Below are 22498 nucleotides of genomic sequence, written 5' to 3'. Positions count from 1 at the left end.
CGTGGCGCGCCGGGCCTACCCTCCCTCCTACCCCCCGATGTGCATCGTGAACGCCGGTCCGCTGTTGAGCACGCATTGCCCGCTGCCCAACGTGGCCGAGTTCATCGTGTACTGGCAACTCAGGTTGCCGCCGCGGCTGCCGGTGGCATTCGCCACGCCGGTGCCCCGCGAGCCTGCGACCCGGGTTGCCTCTCCCTGAAACTGTTCGCCGCCGATCTGTGCGTTGAAGTGGCCGCGGCCGTTCATGTCGTTGGTCACCGTGCCGGCGACGGCGCCGTAGCGCGCGGCCTCCGGGTTCGACGGGTACAGCCGCGCATTGAAGGTCTGCGCCACCGGACCCGGCGCGACGGCATAAGACTGCGAGGAGGGCACCGCGGGAGCGGGTTGCCCGAGCGGTACCACGTAGCAGCCGCTGAGCGCGGTGCCCGCGAGCGCGGCGACGAGGGTGAGACGAACGAATGTGACGGAACGCGGAATGGTCATACGCTTCTGGGTGGCCCGGGCTGATGCCCGTGAAGCAAATGTGCCCGCCAGCGCTACCGGGGCACTCGCATTTCGGCACCAGTACCGTCTTGCGCGCCCGGAGGTAGTAGGGGCTGCTACTTCGGCCGTTCGCTGCGGGCGGCGACAATGCGCGCCATGAATTTTAAGAAATTTCTGGTGCCCGTGGGCGCCATCCTTCTCCTGGGGCTGGCCTGGCGCAGCGGCGGCTGGGGCGGCGTTGCCCTGGCTGCTGGCGCCATCGTGATGTTCTTGCTGCTGCACTTCAACCGCGCCATGCAGGTGCTCAAGCGCGCCGCCGACCGGCCCGTGGGCTACGTGGGCAGCGCCGTGATGCTCAACGCCAAGCTCAAGCCCGGCGCCACGCTGATGCACGTGATCGCCATGACCCACGCACTGGGCGAACTGCGCTCGCCCAAGGACGAACAGCCCGAGCTGTACCGCTGGACCGACGGCGGCGGCTCCTATGTCGACGCCGTGTTCAACGGCGGCAAGCTGCAGAGCTGGGCCATGACGCGGCCGGATACAGACGGCGGCACCGCGGCCGACGACCACACGCAAACCCCCGCGGCCTGATCGAACCCCGCGCGCTTCATCCCGCGCGCTTTACCTCGCGCGCTTCATTCCACCCCGCTTCACCCCCCGCGCGCCTTGCGCCCGGGCTGGCGCCACGGCGGGTTCGCCTTCGCCTGGTGCCGCGCCTCCTTGGCGAATTCCGCGCACGCATGCGTCATCAGGTCGGCCGACCGGTACACCAGGAACACGTCGAAGTCGGGCAGCGCGTCGGTGATCGGCAGCTTCTCCAGCAGGCCGGGCTGCAGCCGCAGCGGCCCCGCGCCGTGGAACACGAAGTCCGACCACATGCTGATCATGTCGGTCTGCGTGGCCAGCTGCAGGCCCAGCAGGTTCGACGCGCTCTGCACCATGCGCCGCGGCATCTCGAGCCCGTGCATCTGCATCGTGCTGACCAGCGGGCTGCCCGCGTCGTCGATCGGGTCGAGCACCAGCCAGTCGGCGTCCAGCAGCGGCTGCAGCTTGCGCACCCGCCGCAGCGGATGGCCCGCGCGCACCGACAGGTGCATGGCCACCGAGAACAACGGCTCCCACTGAAAGGAGTTGGTGCCCGGCCCGTTGCAGGTGGAGATCAGCCCCAGGTCGAGCCGCCCCTCGCGCAGCCCCTCGAAGATCTGTTGCGGCCGCAGCTCGAAGCAGCGCATCGCCACATTGGGAAAGCGCTGCCTGAACGACGCCATCGCATCGGGCAGCGGCCCGCTCGACGCCACGGCGGTGAAGCCGATGTTCAGCTGCGCCTCGTCGTGCCCGCGAATGGCCTCGATGTCTTCCAGCGCATGCCGCAGTTCCTGCTCGACCAGGCTCGCGCGCTTGACCAGCGCAACGCCGTAGGCCGTCAGGCTTACGCCGCGCGTGGAGCGCGACATCAGCGTCACACCGAGCTCGCGCTCCAGTTCCGAGATGGTCTTGGAGAGCGCGGGCTGCGTGGTGTGCAGGCTGCGCGAGGCCTCGTGGATGCTGCCGTGCTGGGCCACGGCCAGCAGGACGCGCAACTGTTGCAGCTTCATCGTGGTGCCGCGTTCTCGAAAAAGGGGCGCGAAAACGCCGTCTTGGTGGTTCTCCCGATGGTGCCGAAGGGCTCTTTCTGTCGGGGATTCCGTTTGGTTATCGGCATGAAAATTTGTGATTCTTCGCTGCTGCGCTTTGCCTGAATACTCCGCCGCAAAGGGCCCCGCCGGGCACCTGCGCAACCTGTTCGTGGAGACATTAGATGAGCGAAGCCACCTTGCCTGCAAGCCCGATCGGGGGTTCTGCGTCCAGCGCCGCCGGCGCATCCACCGCCACCAGTGCCACCCGGGCGAAGGCACCGCAGAGCCAGTTCCGCCTGATCGCGGCCTGCTCGCTGGGCAACGCGCTGGAGATGTACGACTTCACCGTCTACAGCTTCTTCGCGCTGCTGATCGGCAAGCTGTTCTTTCCCTCCGACAGCGCCTACGGCTCGCTGCTGCTGGCGGTGGCCACCTTCGGCATCGGCTTCGTGATGCGCCCGCTGGGCGGCGTGATCATCGGCAACTACGCCGACCGCAAGGGCCGCAAGGCCGCCATGACGCTGACCATCGGCCTGATGGTGCTGGGCACGCTGTGCATCGCGTTCGCGCCGACCTATGCGTCGGCCGGCGTGTTCGGCTCGCTGATGATCGTGGCCGGCCGGCTGCTGCAGGGCTTTTCGCTCGGCGGCGAAGTGGGCGCGGCCACCTCCATGCTGATGGAGGCCGGCGGCGTGAAGGGCCGCGGCTTTCGCGTGAGCTGGCAGCTCGCGAGCCAGGGCGTGTCGGCGCTGCTGGGCGCGTTCACGGGCGCCGCGCTGTACGCCGCGTTGCCGCAGGCCTCGCTGGAGAGCTGGGGCTGGCGCCTGCCGTTCCTGCTCGGCCTGCTGATCGCGCCGGTGGGCCTCTACATTCGCGCCAACCTCGACGAGACGCACGTTGCCGAGCGCCACGAGTCCAGCCCCGTGGGGCGCCTGCTGCGCGCGCACGGCGGCACGGTGCTCAAGGGCATCCTGGCCACCACCGCGGGCACGGCCACGATGTACCTGGTGGTGTTCTTCATGCCCACCTACATGATCCGCGTGCTGCACATGCCGCCGTCGCTGTCGCTGCTGTCGGGCTGCGTCACGGGCATCACGCTGTTCGTGGTGTCGCTGGTGGCGGGGCGCCTGGCCGACCGGCTGCCCGATCGCAAGCCGCTGGTGATCGGCTCGCTGCTGTTCAGCGTGGTCGCGGTGGTGCCGGTGTTCTGGCTCATCAGCCACCACCCGAGCGTGCCGCTGGTGCTGGCGCTGTCGGCGCTGCTGACGGCCAGCGTCAACATCGGCACCACCCCCATGTTTTTGATGCTGCTGGAGATGCTGCCGGCCGGCGTGCGTGCCAGCGGCATCTCGGTGATCTACAGCGTGGGCGTGACCATCTTCGGCGGCTCGTCGCAGTTCATCGTGACCTGGCTGCTGGCAAAGACCGACAACCCGCTGTCGCCGGCCTTCTACATGATGGTCTGCGGCGTGCTGAGCCTGGTCGCGCTGCTGAGCCTGCGCGAGCGCAAGACGGCCTGATGCGCGAACGCCGCCCCCTGGCCCGCCTTTTTCACCTTCATCGCAACGGATTTCTTTCATGACCCGCGAACTCAGCCCCCAGACCACCAAGCTCCTGTCGCGCCTGCTGCCCCAGGCCGACGTCGACACGCAGGCCTTCGTCGACATTCGCCGGCAGATCCACGCCAACCCCGAGCTCGGCTTCGAGGTGAGCGCCACCAGCGAGCTGGTCGCGAACCTGCTGCGCAGCTGGGGCTACGAGGTGCACACCGGCATCGGCAAGACCGGCATCGTGGCGCAGCTGAAGCTGGGCAAGGGCACGCGCAGCCTGGGCATTCGCGCCGACATGGACGCGCTGCCCATCACCGAGGCCACCGGCCTGCCGTACGCGAGCCGCAACGCGGGCCGCATGCATGCCTGCGGGCACGACGGGCACACCGCCATCCTGCTGGCGGCCGCGAAGGCGCTGGCGAAGGCGCGCGACTTCGACGGCACGCTGAACCTGATCTTTCAGCCCGACGAAGAGAACCTGTGCGGCGCGCGCGCGATGATCGCCGACGGCCTGTTCGAGCGCTTTCCCTGCGACGCGGTGTACGCGCTGCACAACGCGCCCGGCGTGCCGGTGGGCACGATGCTGGCCATCGAGGGGCCGGTGACGCTGTCGTCCGACGTGGCCGACGTCACCATCAAGGGCGTGGGCGGGCACGGCGCCATGCCGCACCGCGCGCGCGACCCGGTCGCCGCGGCCGCGGCCATCGTCACCGCGCTGCAGACCGTGGTGGCGCGCAACGTGGCGCCCGACGACACGGCGGTGGTGTCGGTGGGCTTCATTCGCGGCGGGGCCACGCACAACGTGATTCCGCAGTCGGTGTCGCTGGGCCTGAACGTGCGCGCGGCGCGGCCCGAGACGCGCGCGCTGGTCGAGCAGCGCATCCGCGAGATCGTCGACTTCACCGCGCAGGCGCACGGCGTGCAGGCCGAGATCGACTACCGCCAGCTGGTGCCGCCGGTGGTCAACACCGCGGCCGAGACGCAGCTGGCCGCGCAGGTGTGCGCCGAGCTGGTGGGCGAGGAGAACGTCGTCACGCAGGCGCCCAAGGGCTTCGCGGGCAGCGAAGACTTCGCCTGGATGCTCGACGCGTTGCCGGGCTGCTATTTGCTGCTGGGCAACGGGGAGGGCGAGTTCGGGGGCTGCATGGTGCACAACCCGGGCTACGACTTCAACGACCAGGTGCTGCCGCTGGGCGCCGCGTGCTGGGTGCGGCTGGCGCAGACCTACCTGGTCGCCTGAGCGTTCATCGAAGGCGCGTCAGAACAATGCGCTTCAAAACAATGCGCGTCAGAACGGCGCGTCTTCTTCCTCTTCGGGCGCATCGGCCGGCGTCGTGGTCGTCGGTGCTTTTGCCGCGGGCTTGACCGTGTCGTCGGGCGGGGCCGCGGAGAACGCCGCTTCGCCGCCCAGCGCGTCGAGCAGCGCCGGCACCAGCTGGCCGAGCTCGCCGGTCGCGATGGCCACGTCGGCGTCGAAGTTGTCTTCCTTCTTGCCACCGGAGGCGCCGTCGCCCGTGCCTTCGAGGAAGGTGATCTTGCGGATCAGCATGCCCTGCGTGAGCTCGAAGGACACGCGGTCGTCCCAGGTGAGCGCCAGGCGCGTGGGGCGCTTGCCGTCGGTGATGTGCTGCTTCACCTCGTCGATGTCCAGCGCGTGCTTGGCATAGCGCACCACGGCCTTGGAGTCGTCGGAGGCCTTGAGCTCGCACTCGCGGTCGATGCTGAAGCCGGCCGGCGGCTCCTGCGTGAGCAGCCAGTTGGCCATGGCGGCGGCCGGCTCGATCTGCGTGTTGACCAGCGCCACGGCAAAGCCGTCGAGCGACTTCACCAGGCTGGTGACCACCTCGTCGGCGCGCGTGGCGTTGCCGCTGTTGATTACCAGGCGGTTCTCGGCCTTGTCGATCCACACCGTCACGCGCGCGCTGCGGGTGAAGGCCATGGGCAGCAGCTCCAGCGTGATGTCTTCTTTCAGGTCCTTCTTTTCCTTCTTGCCGGGCTTGCGGCCGGTGGTGGCTTCGATGCTGGCGCAGCGCTCGTCGAGCTTGCGGCGCACCACCGAGCCGGGGACCTGCTTGCTTTCGATCATGTACTCGACCAGCCACTGGCCGTCGATGGATTCGACCAACGGGCCGTTGGCTTCGCCGCGGGGCTCGACCCAGCCGGCGGACTTTTCCTGCGAGGGGCCGCACGGCACGAAGCGCTGCTTGGCAAGCCCTTCTTCCGCCTCGGCCAGTGTTTGGGACCAGGCAGGTTCGATGCGATAGACGATGACGTTCTTGAATACGGACACGGAAACCCTTTTTCCACTGGTTTGGACAACCAACCATTGTCGGGCACCCTGCAGGAGCACGGCCGCGGGCTGCGCCTTAAAATCGAAAGCTTTTGCGACTGCCCCCGGTCGCACCCCACCGCTCCCAAAGGAATCAGGAAATGAGCTCGATCCCCCCCTCGCTGGACGACCGTGACGGCAAGATCTGGATGGACGGCGAACTCGTGGACTGGCGCGACGCCAAGATCCACGTGCTGAGCCACACGCTGCACTACGGTTGCGGCGCCTTCGAGGGCGTGCGCGCCTACAAGACGCCCGAGGGCACGGCCATCTTCCGCCTGGCCGAGCACACCGAGCGCCTGTTCAACAGCGCCAAGATCCTGCGCATGAAGATCCCGTTCACGCAAGAGCAGCTGAACGAAGCGCAGAAGCAGGTCGTTCGCGAGAACAAGCTCGAAAGCTGCTACCTGCGCCCGCTGATCTGGATCGGCTCCGAGAAACTCGGCGTGAGCCCCAAGGGCAACAGGATCCACGCCATGGTCGCGGCCTGGTCGTGGGGCGCCTACCTCGGCGAAGAGGGCCTGAAGCGCGGCATCCGAGTGAAGACCTCCAGCTACACGCGCCACCACGTCAACATCACGATGACGCAGGCCAAGTCGGTGAGCAACTACACCAACTCGATCCTGGCCAACATGGAAGCGCTGGACGACGGCTACGACGAGGCGCTGCTGCTCGACGCGAGCGGCTTCGTGTCCGAGGGCGCGGGCGAGAACATCTTCGTGGTCAAGGGCGGCGTGGTGTACACGCCCGACCTGTCGGCCGGCGCGCTCAACGGCATCACGCGCAACACCATCCTGCACATCTGCAAGGACCTGGGCCTGGAGCTGGTGCAAAAGCGCATCACGCGCGACGAGGTCTACATTTCCGACGAGGCCTTCTTCACCGGCACCGCCGCCGAAGTGACGCCCATCCGCGAGCTCGACCGCATCGAGATCGGTAACCGCGGCGACGGCGGCTCGCGCGGCCCCATCACCGAGAAAATCCAGTCTGCCTTCTTCGACATCGTGAACGGCAAGAACCCCAAGTACGCCCACTGGCTCACGAAAGTCTGAATCCCATGTCCACCAATGCAGTCGTCGAACTCCTGGCCAAGGAGCTCAATCATCAAGGCGGCGTGTTCTGCCCCAGCCCCAAGGCCGACATGAAGCTCTGGAACAACCACCCGAAGGTGTACCTCGACGTGGCGCGCACCGGCGAAGCCAAGTGCCCGTACTGCGGCACGGTGTACCGCCTGAAGGCGGGTGAAACGGTGTCGTCGCGGCACTGAAAGCGCGACAGCGTTCCTGAGCCCTTCGAGGCTCGGGGCGCGAGGCCAAAGCTAGGCGCCGCGCAATGCGGCGCCTTCAGTCCGTCAGGCCCTCTGCCCTACCAGCCCCGCCGGCCCATCAACCTGGTTGGGTCAACGATTCCACGCGGCGCGACGGCAGCAGGCCACGCCACGGATTCGGATCGTTCTTTTCCTGCGCGAGCCGCAGGTAGATCATGGCGATCCACAGCAGCGCCAGCCCGATCTGCGCGTCGCGCAGCGCCGAGTTCACGCTCGACGCGATCAGCGCGATCAGCGTGGCCGCCAGCGCGTAGCGGCCCGCGATGTCGGGGCGCTTCCACGCCTGCCACACCGCCGTGACCATGATGAGCAGCAAGCTCAGCAAGGCTGGCAGCCCGCCCTGCGAGCCGACCCACAGGAAGTCGTTGTGCGGCATGTTCGAGTCCGCGAACAGCGCCGGGCCGCGCTTGTGCCACTGCTCGGTCCAGCCGCCGATGCCCCAGCCGGTGAGCGGGCGGTCGGCGATCATGCGGCCGGTGTCGCGGTACATGTAGTAGCGAATGATCCAGCTGCCGTGGAACACGGCGCCGTTCTGCGCGTCTTCGATTTCCTGCACGCCGGTCTCCACCTTGTGCTGCAGCTGCGGCAGCTGGTAGAGCCCCGCACCCAGCACCACGGTCCCCAGCACCAGCGCGCCCACCAGCATCTTCAGGTGGCTGCGCCACTGGTGGATGCACACCACCGGCACCACCAGCAGCAGCGCCAGCACCGAGGTGCGCGAGGTCAGCGGCAGCGCCACCACCAGGCCCAGCCCGAGCATCAGCACGAAGGCTGGAATCGCGCGCAGCGGCCGGTGCGCGGCAATTTGCGCAATGCCCCACACGGCGGCCGTGGAGGCCACCACGCTGAACAGCAGCGCATTGCTGATCGACTTGTTGCCCACCTCCATGACCACCGCGCGCAGCGGCGACCACAGCGGAAAGCCGATGGCGTAGTACGCCACCACCAGCAGCACGCCCAGCGCCGCGGCCAGCAGGAAGCCGCGCAGCGCCCACAGCGCTTCCTCGCGCGTGAGCGCCATCGCCATCAATATGGTGAGGCCGATGCGGATGCCGTGGAACAGGTTGGACGGGGTCTCGGGGTAGTGCCGCCCGAAGGCCAGCACCAGCAGCGTCCAGGCCAGGTAGGCCATCACCGGCCACCACAGCGGGTTGGCGCGCAGCCGCGCGAGGCGCTCGCGCCCGTCGCCGGCCACCACCAGGGTGAGCAGCAGCAAGATGGCTGAAAGGTAGGTGACGCCGACCGGCATGAACACCACCAGCCCCCAGAACATGGCCGCGGGCCGAACGATGTGCGATCTCTGCATAGGGGCGGAATTCTAGGTGCGCCCCGCGGCGCCAACCTGACCGAGGCCCCGCGTGCGGCAGGGCGTTGGCCCCGGGCGGCCCAGCGGCCTTCGGCGGCCTTGGGTGCCCCTCAGTGCCGGCTCAGTGCCGGTCAGTGCCCGCGCGCCGCTACCGGCAGGCGAATGACGAAGCTCGCGCCGCCGCCCGGCCGGTCTTCGCAGCGCACCGTGCCGCCGTGCCGCTCGGCGATCGACTTCACCAGCGCCAGCCCCAGGCCCACGCCGCCGTTGCGCTCGCTGGCGCCGGGCAGCCGGTAGAAGGGCTCGAAGATGCGTTCGCGCAGCCCCGGCGGCACGCCCGGGCCGCGGTCGTTCACGCGCACCGTGGCAAAGCCGTTGGCGCTGCCCAGCTCCACCGCGATTTCGCCGGCGCCGTAGCGGCGGGCGTTTTCCAGCAGGTTGCGGATGGCGCGGCGCAGCAGGCGCGACACGCCCGGCACGGTGAGGGTGGCGTTGTCGGTGCCTTCGGCCAGGTCGAGCTCGGCGTTCACCTGCGAGCATTCCTCGGCGGCCAGGCCGGTGAGGTCGACCGCCTCGATGGTGCCCATGTCGGCCTCGCTGGCGTCCAGCCGGCTGGCCAGCAGGATCTCGTCGATGAGCTGGTCGAGCTCGCCGATGTTGCGCGAGATTTCCTCGCGCGCCGACTGGCTCGGGCGCTCGCCCATCAGCTCCAGGCCCATGCGGATGCGGGTGAGCGGCGAACGCAGCTCGTGCGAGGCGTTGGCCAGCAGCGACTTGTGCGAGCGCACCAGCTGTTCGATGCGTTGCGCCGACGCGTTGAATCGTTTCGAGAGATCTGCCACTTCGTCCTGCCCTTCTTCGGTCACGCGCACCGAGAGATCGCCTTCGCCCCAGCGCTGCACGCCGCGCTGCAGCGACTCCAGCCGCTGCGTGATGCGCCGCACGATCGGGTACACGCCCAGCGCCACCGCCACGCCCACCAGCGCGATCATCCAGCCCAGCCCGAAGGGCGTGCGCCACGGCGCGAAGCCGCCCGAGCCGGTGGGCCGTTCACGCGGCGCCACGCGCAGCGTGACCGACTTGCCGTCGCTCAGCGTCACGTCGAACTCCAGCCCCTGGCCGGGCACGCGCAGCGCGGTGCCCGCGCCGATCTGCTTGTCTTGTGCGTCCAGCACCACCACGTTGCGCGGCACCGGTGCCAGCCGCTCGCGCTCGGCTTCGGCCGCCTCGCGCACGATCCAGTTGGCCATCAGCGTGAGGATGACCACGCCGCCCACCACCGCGAGCCAGATGCGCACGTACAGGTGGCGTGAATAGAAGCTGCGCAGCATCATGAAAAGAGGCGGCCGCCGCAGGGCCGCCTCAAGGCGAGCCGCGCCTCCCCCTCGGGGGATGGCGAATTGCACGGCGCGAAGCGAATGAAAAGCCGGGGGGCTGACATTTTCTTAGTCTTGCTGCTTGGCGAAGACGTAGCCCACGCCGCGCACCGTGAGGATGCGCTTGGGGTTCTTCGCGTCGACCTCGATGGCCGCGCGGATGCGGCCCATGTGCACGTCGATGGAGCGGTCGAAGGCCTCGAGCTCGCGCCCGCGCACGGCCTCCATGATCTGGTCGCGCGTGAGCACGCGGCCCGCGCGCTCGGCCATGGCCACCAGCAGGTCGAACTGGTAGGAGGTCAGGTCGGCCAGCGCGCCGGCCACCGACACGGTGCGCGCGTTGCGGTCGATTTCCAGCGTGCCGAAGCGCATCACGGTGGAGGCCTCGGTCTCGGTGGCGTTCTCGCTGCGCCGGCGCAGCACGGCGCGAATGCGCGCCAGCAGCTCGCGCGGCTCGAAGGGCTTGGGCAGGTAGTCGTCCGCGCCGATCTCCAGGCCGATGATGCGGTCCATCGGGTCGCCCTTGGCCGTCAGCATCAGCACCGACACCTTCGACATCGGGCCCGGCAGCGCGCGAATGCGGCGGCACACTTCGAGCCCGTCGGTGTCGGGCAGCATCAGGTCGAGGATCACGAGGTCGGGCGCGTGCTGCTGCAGCTGCTCGAGGCCGTTCGCGCCGTCGGCGGCGTGGTTGAAGGCGAAGCCCGACTGCGTCAGGTATTCGCCCACCATCTGCGCCAGGCGGACGTCGTCTTCGATCATCAGGAGTTGGGGGGTGCTCATGCGCTTCATGGTCGTCCACAGGGAGCAAGCAGGCTTGAACGCTCCGTAAAGTTGGGTAAACCTCAGGGGGCCGTGTCAACCGGAGCTGCTGCGAAAAGCATAGCGCCCTGTCCAACGGCCGCCGGGGGGAGGTCGAGATTTTCCGCGAGCAATGCGCTCAGTTGCGTGGCGTCCACGTCGGCATCGGCCAACCGCGCGCGCTCGAGTATTTCGCCGGCCAGCTGCCGCAGCTGCACGGTCGAGGCGCGGATGCGCGCGCGAAACGCGGCGTCGTCCAGCGTGTCCTTCAGGCTGCGGTTGAGCTCGGCGAACCACGGCATCGCGGCCTGGTCGAGCATCACCGCCGGGTTGGCGCGCGCGCTGGCGGCCGACCAGTTGCGCAGCAGCGTCTGCACCGCGAGGTTCAGCCGCTGGCAGTGCTGCAGCTCGCCCTTCAGGCCGCCCAGCGCGTGCAGGTCGGTCAGGCGCTGCTGGAAGAAGATCTGCGACAGCACGCCCCAGTAGTAGGCGTAGTCCCAGATCACCTTCACCGGCAGCACCTCGGGGTCGCCGAAGAGCGGGTACTGGTCCTGGTAGAGGGCCAGCGTGCTCTCGTAGAACGAGTGGTAGAGCTGGTCGTACAGCTGCGCGCGCGAATCGATCGGGCGGCCCGCGCGGTCCTGCGCGATCAGGTCGGTGATGTAGGTGTTGCCGATGGCGATGAAGTCGCTGCCCGGCGAATAGAAGGGGTCGAGGAACAGCCCCGCCTCGCCCGTCATGGCCCAGCGCTGGCGCCCCGAGAACACCTGCTTGCAGCCGTGCGAGAAGTGCTTGAGGAACGCGAAGTCCTGCAGCAGGTGGCGTTTGCCGTCCAGCGCCTCGTAAAGACGCGGCTGGTAGGTGGCGAACCACGCCATGGCCTTGTCGAAGGTGTCGATGGTGTCCAGCGGATGCAGCTTCGGGTCGGCCACGATGCCCACCGAATGCGAGCCCGAGGCCAGCGGAATCAGCCACGCCCAGTAGCCCGCGCCCACCAGGTGGTTGGTCGACAGCCAGCGCGCCTGCGGGTTGCAGCGCTCGCGCCATTCGGTGCTGTCGCTCCAGTCGTCGATGGCGATGCGCTCGCCGATGCGGAACCACACCGCGTTCACGTCGTGCGCGTTCGGCTCGGCCAGGCCCAGCTTGCGCTTGAGCATGCCGGCGCGTCCGCAGGCGTCGATGAGCCAGCGCGCCTGGGTGCGGTGGGTCTGGTCGCCGCGCGTCCACTCGATGTGGTGCGGCGTGGCGCCGCCTTCGGTGTTCTCGCTCAGGTCGATGCGGCGTACCAGCGCGCTGTCGATGAAGCGCACGCCCTGGCGCGTGGCCTCTTCGGCCAGGAAGTTCTCGAAGATGCCGCGGTCGATCTGGTAGCTGGGCACCGACAGGTAGCGGCTCGCGCCGATTTCGGTGACGTTCTCGACGTCGCTGCGGCCTTCGCTGAAGAAGAAGCGAAAGCCGAACTTGCGCAGCTGCTTCTCGTCCATGTGGGCCTTCAGGCCCAGCACGGTGTCGAAGTAGTGCGCACCGATTTCCACCGACGACTCGCCCACCTTGTGCGCCGCGTGCGGCACCGGGTGCGCGCGGCGCTCCAGCACCAGCACGCGCAGGTCGCCGAAGCGCTGGCGCAGCTGCAGCGCCAGCGTGAGGCCGGCCAGCCCGCCGCCCATGATCACTGCGTCGAAGGAGCCAAGCGCAGTGTCGTTCATGGGTCAGCTCCTGGAAGTCGGTTGGATGGGTTGAATGGGTTGGATCTGCAGTCGAAGGGACAGCGTGGGCGACAGCGGCAGCTCGACGCTCCCGTGCGCCTTGCCGGCGTCACCCGCGTCCAGGTGCGCCAGCGACTCGTAGAGCCCCAGCGCGTCGGCCATCGGGTTGATGCCGGCCAGCGACCTGGCGGCCTCCGAGCGGGGCGGCGTGGGGGCGGTGGCTGCTTGCGCGCCGCTGGCCAGCGACCACTGCAGCGCCGCCACAGTGCGCTCGGTGGGCGCGGGCGCCAGCACCAGCGCCACCGCGAGCAGGCCGCGGCTGTCGGTGACGGACGTGAGCGCGCCGACCGTGGGCGTGTCGTAGCCCACCAGCAGCACCGCTTCCTGGTCGGCCGCGCACTGCACGGCCGCTTCGAGCAGGCCGGCGGCAAAGCTGTGTTCGTAGGCCGAGATGGCGTTGCTGGCGGCCATGCAGCCCGTGCCGATGGTCCAGTAGCCCACGGCCGCGTTGTGCACCGAGTTGTGGAACTTGGTGGGCGACAGCACCTTGGGGTCGGTCGCGAGCGTGCCGCACATGTAGTCGTTGATCGACAGGTCGCCGTGCGCCGAGGTGAACACGCAGGGCACGTCGGCGGCGTTGCGGCCGGAGGCGGCCATGGCGGCGGCGGCCACCTCGAGCGCCAGCGCCACGGTGTCGGGCGCGCGGCGGCGCTCGGCCGGGGCCAGCACCTGCGGCGCGGGGCGCTTGGCGGGCGGATCGCTCAAGGTGCCTTCGCCGCGGAAGGCGGCGCGCGCGGCCTCCCAGCCGGGCAGCGTGGGGGTCCAGAAGGCCGGGCCTTCGATGTACAGCGTCGGGGGCACGGTGGCGTGGGTGGAAGCTTGGTTCATGTCGCTCATGCTGCCTTGCCGAACACGAGCGAGCAGTTGTTGCCGCCGAAGCCGAAGGAGTTGGACAGCGCGTAGCGCACGTCGGCGTGCACCGGCGCGAGCTTGATCTGCGGGCCGAAGCCTTCGTCCAGCGTGCGGGTGTTGACCGTGCCCGGCATCAGGCCGCGCTCGATGGCCAGCAGGCTGATGACCGCCTCGACGATGCCCGCGGCGCCCAGCGTGTGGCCCATGAAGCCCTTGGTCGAGCTGGCGTGCGTGCGCGCGGGAAAGCGGCGCGCCACCAGCGCGCCCTCGACCTCGTCGTTCTTCTGGCTCGAGGTGCCGTGCATGTTGATGTAGTCGATGGCCTCGGGCGCGAGGCCGGCGCGCGCCAGCGCCTCGTCGAGCGCGCGCTCGGCGCCCAGGCCCTCGGGGTGGGGCGTGGACATGTGGTGCGCGTCGCTGGCTTCGCCGTAGCCCAGCAGCCGCAGCGGCGAGGCGTCGGCGCCCGCCTGCACGCGCTCGACCAGCGCGAAGCCCGCCGCCTCGCCCAGGCTGATGCCGTTTCGGTTGGCGTCGAAGGGGCGGCAGGGCTCGGTCGACACCAGTTCGAGCGAATTGAAGCCGAACAGCACGCTGCCGCACAGCGTGTCGGCCCCGCCCACCACGGCCGCGTCGGCCAGGCCCAGGCGAATCAGCCGCTCGGCCGACGCGAACACCTTGGCGCTGGACGAGCAGGCGGTAGAGATGGTTTCGCTCGGCCCGCTGATGCCCAGCAGCTCCTGCGTGAACATGGCCAGCGAATGTGGCGTGTGCACCGCGGCGCGGCGCTGGTCGAGCGGGAAGTTGCCTTCGGCGTCGAGCTGCGTGTAGGCCAGTTCGGTCTCGCCGATGCTGGCGGTCGAGGTGCCCAGGATGAGCGCGATGCGCGAGGCGCCGTACTTCTCACGCGCGGCGGCCACCGCCTCGATGAAGCCGTCGGCCTGCAGGCCCATGTAGGCCAGCCGGTTGTTGCGGCAGTCCCAGCGCGCGAGCGCCTCGGGCAGCCGCACGTCTTCGACGCCGTCGACGCGGCCGATCCAGGTCGGCAGCGGCGCGTCGCCGAAGTCGTTGGCGCGCAGGCCGCTGCGCGACTGCGCGAGCGCGTCGGCCAGCGCTTCCTTGCCGACACCGACGGCCGACGTCGCCGTGAAGGCGGTGATTTGGAGGGGGGAGATTCGAGGCGGCACGGTCTTTTTTGGGTGAGTTTGCTGGCGACGGAAGGGCGCGAGAAAAGAAACAAAAAGCAGCAAAACTGAATGTATACGCGAAACAGCGTACCAGTTGCGGGCGCCGCGCCGCGTCGGTCGTGTCCTATAAGGCGCGGCGTCTTCAGGCCGCCGCGGGCTTCAGGCGCGCTCCGCGCTGTCTGCCGTCTGTCCGGCGGGTGGGCCTGCCGGGCTTTGGGCACTCTGCGGGCGTGCCGTGGTCGTGAGCCGCGACGCCAGCGCCACCAGCACCAGCACCGGCACGCCCAGCAGCGCCGTGGCCGTGAAGAAGGTGCTGTAGCCGTAGGCATCGACGAACACGCCCGAGTAGCCGGCGATGAACTTCGGCAGCAGCAGCATCAGCGAGCTGAACAGCGCGTACTGCGTGGCCGAGTAGCTGATGTTCGTCAGGCTCGACAGGTAGGCGATAAAGGCGGCCGAGGCGATGCCGCCGGCCAGGTTGTCGGCCGAGACCACGGCGATGAGCGCCGTCAGGTCGTGCCCGCGCGAGGCCAGCCAGGCGAACAGCAGGTTGCTGGCCGCGCTCAGCACCGCGCCCAGCATCAGCACGCGCATCACGCCCAGGCGCATCGACAGCACGCCGCCCACGAAGGCGCCCGCCAGCGTCATGACCACGCCGTAGATCTTGCTGACCGTGGCCACCTCGTCCTTGGTGAAGCCCATGTCCACGTAGAAGGGGTTGGCCATGATGCCCATCACCACGTCGCTGATGCGGTAGATGGCAATCAGCGAAAGAATCAGCACCGCCTGCCACTTGTAGCGGCGGATGAAGTCGGCAAAAGGCTCGATGAGCGCGCCCTGCAGCCATTCGGCCGCGTTCTTCGCCTGCGGCAGCACGCGCCGCACGGGTTCGGGCGACAGCAGCACGGTGAGCACGCCGACCGCCATGGACGCCGCCATCACCAGGTAGGCCGTTTTCCAGGCGCCGTTCTGGTAGGCGGCCGCGCCGGTGACTGCGGCGGAGGCGGCGGCAGGCGCCACCTCGGCCCAGGCTGCGACCCACAGCACGCCCGCGCCGGCCCAGATCATGGCGAGCCGGTAGCCCGTCTGGTACGCGGCGGCGAGCGCGGCCTGCTTGCGCGTTTCGGCCGATTCGATGCGAAAGGCGTCCAGCGCGATGTCCTGCGTGGCCGAGCCGAAGGCCACCAGCAGCGCGCACCAGATCAGCGGCGTGAGCCCCAGGCGCGGGTCGTTCATGGCCATGCCGACCAGCCCCGCGATCACCATGCCCTGCGCCAGCAGCAGCCAGCCGCGCCGGCGCCCCAGCAGGGTTGTCAGCGGCGGCAGCGGCAGGCGGTCGACCAGCGGCGCCCAGACCCACTTGAAGCCGTAGGCCAGCCCGACCCAGCTCAGGTAGCCGATGGTGGCCCGGTCGATGCCGGCCTCGCGCAGGCGAAAGCTCAGCGTGCCCAGCACCAGCAGCAGCGGCAGCCCGGCGGAGAAGCCCAGCGCCAGCATGCGCAGCGTGGCGGGTTCCAGGTAGACCTTCAGCGCGTCGCGCCAGGGCGGGGAGGGCTGGGATGGCGTTGGAGGGGGCGTGGGGGTTTCTGCGGGCGTGGCGGACATGAGCCCCGGATTGTCCATGAGTGCCCGGGGTCATCACCGGGCGCTTTTGTCTTCATTTGTTCCTATGATCCGGCCCCTATGTGCCTACGATGCGACCGCCCTGAATTTGCCTCCGCCACCCGGCTCTCCGCGGCCTCGGCCTGGAACCCCCGGCGCGCCTTCCTGCTGGCGGCCGCGGGCGCGGCGCTGGCGGGCCCGGCGCTGGCGCAGGTCAACGTCGGCAATGCCTCGGTGGCGCGCAACCTGGTGCCCGCCGACAAGATCGAGGCGGCCGGCGTGCAGCAGTACGGCCAGTTGCTGGAGCAGGCGCGTGCCAAGGGCGCGCTGGCGGGCGACAACAACCCGCAGCTGCAGCGCCTGCGCGCCATCGCCGGGCGGCTCATTCCGTTCGCCACGCCCTGGAACGCGCGTGCGCGCGACTGGAAGTGGGAGGTCAACCTGATCGGCAGCAAGCAGATCAACGCCTTCTGCATGCCGGGCGGCAAGATCGCCTTCTTCACCGGCATCCTCGAGCAGTTGAAGCTGAGCGACGACGAGGTCGCGATGGTGATGGGTCACGAAATGGCCCACGCGCTGCGCGAACACGCCCGCGCCCGCATGGCCAAGAGCGCGGGCACCGGCGCGGCGCTCTCCATCGGTGCGCAGCTGCTCGGCCTGGGGCAGGTGGGCGACATGGCGGCGCGCGCGGGCACGCAGCTGATCACGCTCAAGTTCAGCCGCAGCGACGAGACCGAGGCCGACCTGGTGGGGCTGGAGCTCGCGGCGCGGGCGGGCTACGACCCGAAGGCCTCGGTGTCGCTGTGGAAGAAGATGGCCGCGGCGTCGAAGAACCAGGGTGGGCTGAACTTTCTATCGACGCACCCGACGGGGCCGGACCGGATCGAGAAGCTGGAGGCGAACCTGCCGAAGGTGGAGAGGCTTTACAGGGATGCGAAGAAGAGCTGAGCGGTTTGGCGCTTCTTCGGGGGAGTTTCGGGTCTTGCTCCCTCTCCCCTTGGGGAGAGGGCGGGGTGAGGGTGGCGGCGCTCATATAAAAGAGCCGCGCTTCATCGACCGCAGCCTGCCCCCATCCCAGCCTTCCCCCAGAGGGGGAAGGAGCAAAACCGAATCCCGCGCAGTCTGGCTTTCTCCCTCCCCCTCTGGGGAGGGCAGGGGTGGGGGCTCGACGGCCTTTGAACAAGCGCGGCGCCTGGTCGAAGGCCTGCCCTCACCCCAACCCTCTCCCCGAGGGGAGAGGGAGTAAGTCCCAAGTCCTGCCGCGATGCATGCCGATGAGCGCGTGCGGTTTTGCTCCCTCTCCCCTGGGGAGAGGGCGGGGGTGAGGGTGGCGGCGCTCATATGAGAGCCGCGCTTCATCTACCGCAGCCTGCCCCCATCCCAGCCTTCCCCCGGAAGGGGAAGGAGCAAAACCGAATCCCGCGCAGTCTGGCTTTCTGTCTTTCTCCCTCCCCCTCTGGGGGAGGGCAGGGGTGGGGGCTCGACGGCCTTTGAAAAAGCGCGGCGCCTGACCGAAGGCCTGCCCTCACCCCAACCCTCTCCCCGAGGGAAGAGGGAGTAAATCCCAAGTCCTGCCGCGCTGCATGCCGATGAGCGCGTGCGGTCTTGCTCCCTCTCCCCTTGGGGAGAGGGCGGGGTGAGGGCGGTGGCGCACATATAACAGCCGCGCTTCATCGACCGCAGCCTGCCCCCATCCCAGCCTTCCCCCAGAGGGGGAAGGGGCAAATCCCCCACCCCAATCCCCAGTCTCAACCCGTCTTCCCGCTGGCACGCCGCTTGCATCTCAACTTGTACACATGTTTGGATGCCTAACGATGGTGCATGAAGAAAACGGATCGCCCGCCGCCGCCTGGATCGCGAAATTCGCATCCCCCGTCGTGCATGTCCGGGCCAGCGACAGCCTCGCTTTCGCCCTGCCGCTCGCCGGCCTGCGCTTCGCGGTCAAGGACAACATCGACGTGGCCGGCGTGCCCACCACCGCCGCCTGCCCGGCCTTCGAGCGCCACCCTGCAGCCCACGCGACCGTGGTGCAGCGCCTGCTCGAAGCCGGTGCATCGCTGGCGGGCAAGACCAACCTCGACCAGTTCGCCTGCGGCCTGAACGGCACGCGCTCGCCCTACGGCGAAGTGACCAACGCCTTCGACGCGCGCTACGTCTCGGGCGGCTCCAGCTCCGGCTCGGCCTACCTGGTGGCCGCCGGCGAGGTCGACTTCGCCCTCGGCACCGACACCGCCGGCTCGGGCCGCGTGCCTGCCGGGCTCAACAACATCGTCGGGCTGAAGCCCTCGCGCGGCCTGCTCAGCGCCTTCGGCGTGGTGCCCGCGGCGCAGAGCGCGGACTGCGTCTCCATCTTCGCCACGACCGTCGCCACCGCCGTCGACGTGCTGCTGGCCGCCGCCGGCCCCGACGCGCGCGATCCCTACTCTCGTGACTTCTCGCGTGACCTCTCGCGTGACTTCTCGTGCGGGCCCGCCCTGCGCCGCCAGCCGCTGCCCGCGCACTTCAACTTCGGCGTGCCCGACACGCTCAGCTTCTTCGGCGACACCGCCGCCGAGCAGGCCTTCAACGACGCCACCGCGCGGCTGCTGGCCATGGGGGGCTCGCCCGTCACCATCTCGTATGCGCCGCTCGCCGAGGCCGCCGCGCTGCTGTACGAAAGCGCGCTGGTCGCCGAGCGCTACGCGGCGGTGCGCACGTTTTTCGACGCGCACGCCGACGAGGTGATCGAGCCCGTGCGCGGCATCCTCGCCCAGGGCCGCGGCTACAGCGCCGCCGACGTGTTCGACGCGCAGACGCAACTGCGCGCCATCGCGCAGAAGGTCGAGCCCATGTGGCGCGGCATCGACGTGCTGGTGGTGCCCACCGCGCCCACGCACTACACCCGCGAGCAGATGCGAGCAGACCCGGTGGCGCTCAACCGCAACCTGGGCGCGTACACCAACTTCGTCAACCTGCTCGACTACGCCGCGCTGTCGGTGCCCAGCAGCCTGCGCGCGGACGGCCTGCCGTTCGGCATCACGCTGATCGGGCCCTGCGGCAGCGACCTGGCCCTGGCCGACCTGGGCCAGCGCTTTCATCACGCCACCGGGCTCATGCAAGGCGCCATGGGCACGCCGCTACCTGCACCGCGCGCCATCGCCGGGCTCGCCGCCGCGGGGGCCGACATGCTGCCCATCGCCGTGGTCGGTGCCCACCTGTCGGGCATGCCGCTGAACGGCCAGCTCACCGAGCGCGGCGCCACGCTGCTGCGCGCCACCACCACGTCGCCCGCCTACCGCCTGCACGCGCTGCCCGGCACCGTGCCGCCCAAGCCCGGCCTGCAGCGCGTGGCGGAGGGGGCGGGCGAGGGCGACGGAAAAGCCGGCGCCGCCATCGCGCTCGAGGTCTGGGCCGTGCCCCTGGCGCAGGTCGGCAGCTTTCTCGCGCTGATCCCGCCGCCCCTGGGCCTCGGCAGCGTCGAGCTGGCCGACGGCACGTGGGTGAAGGGTTTCATCTGCGAAGGCCATGCGCTGGCCGGCGCGCAGGACGTGACGTCGCACGGCGGCTGGCGTGCCTACGTCGCGAGCCGCACCCTGTCTTCATCGCCTTCGCCCTCTTCATCTTCTTCACTTTGACTTTCATCCAGGAGTCCCCGATGAGCAACCCGAACCCACCCACCGCATCGCGCCACCGACGCCAGCTGCTGCAGGCCGGCGCCGCGGGCCTGGCCGTGCTGGCCGCGCCGGCCATCGTGCGCGCGCAGGGCACGCCCAGGCTGCGCATCGGCTTCTGGCCCGTGGCCGCGGGCCTGCCGTTCTTCGCGGCCGTGGACAAGGGCTACTTCAAGGAAGCCGGCCTCGACGTCGAGCCGCTGAAGTTCGCCGGCGCCCAGCAGGTGATGGAAGGCATGCTCGCGGGCCGCTGCGACGGCAGCGCCAACGGCACCGGCTCGGCCAACCTCGCCATCGGCGAGATCGCGCAGCCCGGGCTCTTCAAGATCTTCTGCACCAACCCGAGCAACGCCAAGTACGTACTCGACGAGTTCATCGTCGCCAAGGACAGCCCGCTCAAGACCATGGCCGATCTGGCCGGCAAGAAGGTGGCCTCGGGCCCGGGCATCCAGAACGTCACGCTGTGCAAGACCATGCTGGAGCGCGCCGGCGCCAAGGGCGCGACCGTCAGCGAGCTGCCCATCGGCCAGCACGTGGCCGCGCTGGTGGCGGGGCAGGTCGACGCCTGCTACACGCTGGAGCCCACCGGCACCGTGGGCCGCATGAACGGCACCACGCGCGTCATCGAGGCGGGCGTGGTCGCCAGGTACATCCTGGGCGACCCGATGGCGCCGTGGCACGGCGGCGCGGCCAGCCTCACGAGCGAGTTCATCAAGAAGAACCCCGAGGTCGCCACGAAGTACATCGCCGCCTACGCGCGCGGCGTGGCGCTGGTGCGCAACCAGCCCGACGAGGCGCGCCAGTTCATGAAGGGCTACACCGCCATCGAAGGCAAGCTCACGGCCGAGGTGCCGCTGGCGTCGTACATGCTCTACAACGAGTTCAAGCCGAGCGACGTCGCGTACTTCCAGAAGTTCTACGACCTGTTCACCGAGAAAGGCATCTTCGAGAAGAAGGTGCCGGTGGACGGCCTGCTCTACAAGGCCTGAAGACCATGGCCGACGCAAGCACGACCACGGCCGCGCCGTGGACCCCGCCGGCCGGGGCAGCCGCCGCCGCACCCAAGCCGCCGCTGCGCGACCGCCTGCTGCCCTTCATCGGCCCCGTGGTGCTGTTCATCGCGTGGGACCTGGTGGTGCGCCTGGGCTTCATCAAGCCCATCCTGCTGCCCACGCCGGCCGACACCATCGCCGCGCTCCTCACGGGGCTGGCGGGCGGGCCGCTGCTCACCGACTTCGTCATGACCGTGTGGCGCACGCTGCAGGCCTTTCTCATCGCGGCGGTGGTCGGCGTGCCGCTGGGCGTGCTGCTCGGCAGCAACGAGCGCGCCTACCGCAGCGTGGAGTTCCTCATCGACTTCTTTCGCTCCACGCCGTCGTCCGCGCTCATTCCGCTCTTCTTGCTGATCTTCGGCGTGAGCGACGTCAACAAGGTGGCCATCGCGGCCTTCGGCGCGCTGCTCATCGTGGTGTTCAACAGCGCCTACGGCGTGATGAACGCGCGCAAGCAGCGCGTGATGGCCGCGCGCGTCATGGGTGCCTCGCGCTGGCAGGTCTTCAAGGACGTGCTCATCTGGGAGAGCCTGCAGCCCAGCTTCGTGGGCCTGCGCTCGGCGGTGTCGATGGCGCTGGTGATCGTCATCGTGGCCGAGATGTTCATCGGCTCCGACACCGGCCTGGGCCACCGCATCATCGATGCGCAGCAGGTGCTCAACGTGAAGAGCATGTACGCGGCCATCCTCGCGGCGGGTGCGCTGGGCTACGCCCTGAACATCCTCTTTCTCATTGCCGAGCGCCGCATCGTGCACTGGAGCGGAAGATGAAAATGACACCCGACATCGTGTTGAACGGCCCGGTGTACGCCGACGTGCCCAAGCCCGTGTTCAGGCCCGGCCCGGCCGGCACGCACATCACCATCCGCGGGCTCACCAAGTACTTCGCGGGCTGGCCGCTGTACGAGAACTTCGACCTCGACATTCCCAAGCAGGCCATCGTCTCGGTGTTCGGGCCCAACGGCTGCGGCAAGTCCACGCTCATCAACATGATCGCGGGGCTCATTCCCATCGACGCGGGCGAGATCCTGTTCGACGGCAAGCAGCGCAAGGACACCAAGATCGGCTACGTGTTCCAGAACTACCGCGAGGCGATGTTCCCGTGGATGCGCACCATCGACAACATCGCCTACCCGCTGAAGCTCGAAGGCCGCAGCAAGGCCGAGGTCGACCGGCGCATGCAGGAGCTGGTGGCGTCCTTCGACGTCAAGTTCGACCTCAAGCGCTTTCCGTACGAGCTCTCCGGCGGCCAGCAGCAGACCGCGTCGATCATGCGCGCGCTGGCGCCCAACCCCGAGGTGCTGTTTCTCGACGAGCCCTTCTCCGCGCTGGACTTCGAGATGACGCTGTTCATCCGCGAGAAGCTGCAGGAGGTGTTCATGCAGACCGGCACCACCATGCTGCTGGTGTCGCACGACCTCGAAGAGGCGGTGTACCTGGCCGACGAGGTGCTGCTGCTGACCAAGCGGCCCACCAGGGTGGCCGAGATCTTGCGTTATGCCGATGCCCGCCCGCGCACCGTGGAAACGCTGAGCACCGAGAGCTTCGTGGCCATGAAGAAGCTCAGCCTCGACATCTTCCAGCGCGAAGTCCGTCGATAGG

At 69.1% G+C, this 22498-nt stretch carries 20 protein-coding genes; 10 read left to right on the top strand and 10 right to left on the bottom strand.

Features of this window, described 5'->3' with window-relative positions:
• Positions 1-27: 27 nt before the first annotated feature.
• Positions 28-483 (bottom strand): hypothetical protein, encoded by a 456-nt coding sequence (locus QTI51_RS22675; RefSeq protein ID WP_116911537.1) that lies wholly within the window; start codon positions 481-483, stop codon positions 28-30.
• 147 nt (positions 484-630) lie between these two features.
• Here QTI51_RS22675 and QTI51_RS22670 point away from each other — a divergent pair, with 147 nt between their 5' ends.
• On the top strand, positions 631-1077 hold the full coding sequence (locus QTI51_RS22670) for a glycerate kinase (protein ID WP_116911536.1): 447 nt from the start codon (positions 631-633) through the stop codon (positions 1075-1077).
• Between the two features lie 59 nt (positions 1078-1136).
• On the opposite strand, the gene QTI51_RS22665 is transcribed toward QTI51_RS22670, so the two are convergent.
• Complete coding sequence (locus QTI51_RS22665; RefSeq protein ID WP_116911535.1) at positions 1137-2081, bottom strand: LysR family transcriptional regulator; 945 nt, start codon at positions 2079-2081, stop codon at positions 1137-1139.
• A 203-nt stretch (positions 2082-2284) separates the two neighbouring features.
• On the opposite strand from QTI51_RS22665, the gene QTI51_RS22660 reads away from it, so the two are divergent.
• Both QTI51_RS22660 and QTI51_RS22655 read left to right on the top strand, forming a co-directional pair.
• Complete coding sequence (locus tag QTI51_RS22660) at positions 2285-3622, top strand: MFS transporter (protein WP_116911534.1); 1338 nt, start codon at positions 2285-2287, stop codon at positions 3620-3622.
• Positions 3623-3680: 58 nt separating this feature from the next.
• Positions 3681-4892 (top strand): M20 aminoacylase family protein, encoded by a 1212-nt coding sequence (locus QTI51_RS22655; RefSeq protein WP_116911533.1) that lies wholly within the window; start codon positions 3681-3683, stop codon positions 4890-4892.
• 48 nt (positions 4893-4940) lie between these two features.
• On the opposite strand, the gene QTI51_RS22650 is transcribed toward QTI51_RS22655, so the two are convergent.
• Complete coding sequence (locus QTI51_RS22650) at positions 4941-5942, bottom strand: recombination-associated protein RdgC (RefSeq protein WP_116911532.1); 1002 nt, start codon at positions 5940-5942, stop codon at positions 4941-4943.
• 140 nt (positions 5943-6082) lie between these two features.
• On the opposite strand from QTI51_RS22650, the gene QTI51_RS22645 reads away from it, so the two are divergent.
• Positions 6083-7033: a branched-chain amino acid transaminase gene (locus QTI51_RS22645; protein WP_116911531.1), complete on the top strand. Its 951-nt coding sequence runs from the start codon at positions 6083-6085 to the stop codon at positions 7031-7033.
• Between the two features lie 5 nt (positions 7034-7038).
• Entirely contained in the window at positions 7039-7248 is a 210-nt protein-coding gene (locus QTI51_RS22640) for a zinc-finger domain-containing protein (protein ID WP_093127844.1), read from the top strand.
• A 118-nt stretch (positions 7249-7366) separates the two neighbouring features.
• Here QTI51_RS22640 and QTI51_RS22635 read toward each other — a convergent pair whose 3' ends face one another.
• The 7 genes from QTI51_RS22635 to QTI51_RS22605 all read right to left on the bottom strand — a co-directional run bounded on the left by QTI51_RS22635 (position 7367) and on the right by QTI51_RS22605 (position 16216).
• Positions 7367-8614, bottom strand: coding sequence for an O-antigen ligase family protein (locus tag QTI51_RS22635; protein ID WP_116911530.1), 1248 nt, complete (start codon positions 8612-8614; stop codon positions 7367-7369).
• Between the two features lie 131 nt (positions 8615-8745).
• Positions 8746-9948, bottom strand: a complete 1203-nt coding sequence (locus QTI51_RS22630; protein WP_165840411.1) for an ATP-binding protein — start codon at positions 9946-9948, stop codon at positions 8746-8748.
• 111 nt (positions 9949-10059) lie between these two features.
• Complete coding sequence (locus QTI51_RS22625; RefSeq protein ID WP_116911528.1) at positions 10060-10782, bottom strand: response regulator; 723 nt, start codon at positions 10780-10782, stop codon at positions 10060-10062.
• A gap of 53 nt (positions 10783-10835) precedes the next feature.
• Entirely contained in the window at positions 10836-12497 is a 1662-nt protein-coding gene (locus QTI51_RS22620; RefSeq protein WP_116911527.1) for an NAD(P)/FAD-dependent oxidoreductase, read from the bottom strand.
• 3 nt (positions 12498-12500) lie between these two features.
• Positions 12501-13385 carry a beta-ketoacyl synthase chain length factor gene (locus tag QTI51_RS22615; RefSeq protein ID WP_116911647.1) on the bottom strand — a complete coding sequence of 295 codons (885 nt, stop codon included), beginning with the start codon at positions 13383-13385 and terminating at the stop codon, positions 12501-12503.
• A gap of 5 nt (positions 13386-13390) precedes the next feature.
• A complete protein-coding gene (locus QTI51_RS22610) occupies positions 13391-14593 on the bottom strand; it encodes a beta-ketoacyl-[acyl-carrier-protein] synthase family protein (RefSeq protein ID WP_207786761.1) in 1203 nt (400 codons plus the stop codon).
• 159 nt (positions 14594-14752) lie between these two features.
• Positions 14753-16216 (bottom strand): AmpG family muropeptide MFS transporter, encoded by a 1464-nt coding sequence (locus QTI51_RS22605; protein WP_116911526.1) that lies wholly within the window; start codon positions 16214-16216, stop codon positions 14753-14755.
• Positions 16217-16276: 60 nt separating this feature from the next.
• Here QTI51_RS22605 and QTI51_RS22600 point away from each other — a divergent pair, with 60 nt between their 5' ends.
• The 5 genes from QTI51_RS22600 (at position 16277) to QTI51_RS22580 (ending at position 22497) form a co-directional block, all read left to right on the top strand.
• Complete coding sequence (locus QTI51_RS22600) at positions 16277-17143, top strand: M48 family metallopeptidase (RefSeq protein WP_116911525.1); 867 nt, start codon at positions 16277-16279, stop codon at positions 17141-17143.
• An 866-nt stretch (positions 17144-18009) separates the two neighbouring features.
• Positions 18010-19809, top strand: a complete 1800-nt coding sequence (atzF, locus tag QTI51_RS22595) for an allophanate hydrolase (RefSeq protein WP_116911524.1) — start codon at positions 18010-18012, stop codon at positions 19807-19809.
• A 20-nt stretch (positions 19810-19829) separates the two neighbouring features.
• Positions 19830-20834 (top strand): ABC transporter substrate-binding protein, encoded by a 1005-nt coding sequence (locus tag QTI51_RS22590; RefSeq protein WP_116911523.1) that lies wholly within the window; start codon positions 19830-19832, stop codon positions 20832-20834.
• A 5-nt stretch (positions 20835-20839) separates the two neighbouring features.
• Positions 20840-21667 carry an ABC transporter permease gene (locus tag QTI51_RS22585; RefSeq protein ID WP_116911522.1) on the top strand — a complete coding sequence of 276 codons (828 nt, stop codon included), beginning with the start codon at positions 20840-20842 and terminating at the stop codon, positions 21665-21667.
• Positions 21664-22497 carry an ABC transporter ATP-binding protein gene (locus tag QTI51_RS22580; protein WP_116911521.1) on the top strand — a complete coding sequence of 278 codons (834 nt, stop codon included), beginning with the start codon at positions 21664-21666 and terminating at the stop codon, positions 22495-22497. Before QTI51_RS22585 ends, QTI51_RS22580 begins: the two co-directional genes overlap by 4 nt.
• Position 22498: the final 1 nt, after the last annotated feature.

This window comes from Variovorax sp. J22G73 (genome assembly GCF_030317035.1).
Classification (GTDB): Bacteria; Pseudomonadota; Gammaproteobacteria; order Burkholderiales; family Burkholderiaceae_C; genus Variovorax.
Note: the sequence above shows the minus strand (reverse complement) of the source record. Positions and strands in the feature narration are given on the sequence as shown.

Bases quoted from the DNA above. Each gene is read 5' to 3' on its own strand.
- QTI51_RS22675 (WP_116911537.1), bottom strand. From the start codon at position 483: ATGACCATTCCGCGTTCCGTCACATTCGTTCGTCTCACCCTCGTCGCC.
- QTI51_RS22670 (WP_116911536.1), top strand. From the start codon at position 631: ATGCGCGCCATGAATTTTAAGAAATTTCTGGTGCCCGTGGGCGCCATC.
- QTI51_RS22665 (WP_116911535.1), bottom strand. From the start codon at position 2,081: ATGAAGCTGCAACAGTTGCGCGTCCTGCTGGCCGTGGCCCAGCACGGC.
- QTI51_RS22660 (WP_116911534.1), top strand. From the start codon at position 2,285: ATGAGCGAAGCCACCTTGCCTGCAAGCCCGATCGGGGGTTCTGCGTCC.
- QTI51_RS22655 (WP_116911533.1), top strand. From the start codon at position 3,681: ATGACCCGCGAACTCAGCCCCCAGACCACCAAGCTCCTGTCGCGCCTG.
- QTI51_RS22645 (WP_116911531.1), top strand. From the start codon at position 6,083: ATGAGCTCGATCCCCCCCTCGCTGGACGACCGTGACGGCAAGATCTGG.
- QTI51_RS22640 (WP_093127844.1), top strand. From the start codon at position 7,039: ATGTCCACCAATGCAGTCGTCGAACTCCTGGCCAAGGAGCTCAATCAT.
- QTI51_RS22635 (WP_116911530.1), bottom strand. From the start codon at position 8,614: ATGCAGAGATCGCACATCGTTCGGCCCGCGGCCATGTTCTGGGGGCTG.
- QTI51_RS22630 (WP_165840411.1), bottom strand. From the start codon at position 9,948: ATGATGCTGCGCAGCTTCTATTCACGCCACCTGTACGTGCGCATCTGG.
- QTI51_RS22625 (WP_116911528.1), bottom strand. From the start codon at position 10,782: ATGAAGCGCATGAGCACCCCCCAACTCCTGATGATCGAAGACGACGTC.
- QTI51_RS22620 (WP_116911527.1), bottom strand. From the start codon at position 12,497: ATGAACGACACTGCGCTTGGCTCCTTCGACGCAGTGATCATGGGCGGC.
- QTI51_RS22615 (WP_116911647.1), bottom strand. From the start codon at position 13,385: ATGAACCAAGCTTCCACCCACGCCACCGTGCCCCCGACGCTGTACATC.
- QTI51_RS22605 (WP_116911526.1), bottom strand. From the start codon at position 16,216: ATGGACAATCCGGGGCTCATGTCCGCCACGCCCGCAGAAACCCCCACG.
- QTI51_RS22600 (WP_116911525.1), top strand. From the start codon at position 16,277: ATGTGCCTACGATGCGACCGCCCTGAATTTGCCTCCGCCACCCGGCTC.
- atzF (WP_116911524.1), top strand. From the start codon at position 18,010: ATGGTGCATGAAGAAAACGGATCGCCCGCCGCCGCCTGGATCGCGAAA.
- QTI51_RS22590 (WP_116911523.1), top strand. From the start codon at position 19,830: ATGAGCAACCCGAACCCACCCACCGCATCGCGCCACCGACGCCAGCTG.
- QTI51_RS22585 (WP_116911522.1), top strand. From the start codon at position 20,840: ATGGCCGACGCAAGCACGACCACGGCCGCGCCGTGGACCCCGCCGGCC.
- QTI51_RS22580 (WP_116911521.1), top strand. From the start codon at position 21,664: ATGAAAATGACACCCGACATCGTGTTGAACGGCCCGGTGTACGCCGAC.